Origin of the sequence: Bartonella sp. CE47NXGY (genome assembly GCF_042195415.1) — a bacterium.
GTDB lineage: Bacteria > Pseudomonadota > Alphaproteobacteria > Rhizobiales > Rhizobiaceae > Bartonella.
Genome location: NZ_JBHIOI010000166.1, coordinates 1 through 1,084 on the forward strand (window position 1 = coordinate 1; position 1,084 = coordinate 1,084).

Here is a 1,084-nt window from a genome sequence, read left to right on the forward strand (position 1 = left end):
ACACGTGCAGCCAATGCTGGTGCGACAGTTTCGCAAATGAAAGCGCTTTTTGGCTGGACAGAAGATAAAATGGCATCTCTTTATACCAAAACAGCCGATAGAAAACGCCTTGCAATAGAAGCCATTAAAAAACTTCAAAAAGGTTAGAGCAACGGGCGGAAGCTAAAAAACTAAAGCCCCGTCAAAATTATAAACGAAATCACAGCGACGTTTGATGTGCTTCAGAAACCAGAGGAGAAATAGGTGGTTGTGTCTGTTGCATTGTTTGCCATAAATTATAATTTGTTTGCATATCCAGCCAAAATTTCGCTTTACTAAAACCAGCTAGTTCTAATTTCACTGCAAGTTCGGTACTCATAGAGGCATGTCCGTTAATCACTCTTGATAGAGAAGCTCTTGTCATATGGAGATGATTAGCTAACTTTTGTATTGTTATCCCCATTTCGTCTAAGAAAGCTACTTTTAGAACTTCGCCCGGATGTGCGGGGTTATGCATCATTATTTTCGTTCCTTTCATCAATGGTAATCTTGATAATCAACAAGCTCCACATCTGTTCCTATAAAGCGAAAAGTAACACGCCAATTTCCATTCACCCATATAGAATAGTATCCTGTAAGTTCACCTTTAAGAGGATGCATTTTAAAGGCAGGTGCTTTCAACATTTCGGGCGTGGTAGCACTTGTTAAAGCCGTTAAGATAACGCGTAATTTTTTAAGTGATCTGGTCGAATAGCTTTTGTGGAACCTGTTGTATAAAATAATTTTAAGCCCTTATGTCTGAAACTCACAATTGCCATTAGCACCCCTTATCGTATACTATTACTATACGATTTATAAAAATAAGAGTCAAGTAAGATACTGGAAAATCTGATTACATATTTGGATAAAATGATTGAGAATAAGCTATAAAAAAGTTCGGGATAGACATAAAAATAAGTTAATAAAATCAATGGAATTAAAATTCCCTTACCTTTATATAAGTTATTGATTGCATATAAATGTAGCATTCCCACCCCCTCCGCCACAGCACTTTTATGGTGCTATAACTTATTGATTTCATGTGTGTTTTTTCAAGGTGCGGGAT

At 36.7% G+C, this 1,084-nt stretch carries 1 protein-coding gene and 2 pseudogenes; 1 reads left to right on the forward strand and 2 read right to left on the reverse strand.

The annotated features are described in order from the left end of the window. Positions 1–147: pseudogene (locus tag ACFIL3_RS10420) on the forward strand (integrase); the annotation flags it as partial. Between the two features lie 52 nt (positions 148–199). Here ACFIL3_RS10420 and ACFIL3_RS10425 read toward each other — a convergent pair. Together ACFIL3_RS10425 and ACFIL3_RS10430 are read right to left on the reverse strand one after the other, a co-directional pair. Beyond that, positions 200–499, reverse strand: a complete 300-nt coding sequence (locus ACFIL3_RS10425) for a HigA family addiction module antitoxin (RefSeq protein WP_183194585.1) — start codon at positions 497–499, stop codon at positions 200–202. A gap of 17 nt (positions 500–516) precedes the next feature. Continuing rightward, positions 517–797: pseudogene (locus ACFIL3_RS10430) on the reverse strand (type II toxin-antitoxin system RelE/ParE family toxin). Positions 798–1,084 lie beyond the last annotated feature (287 nt).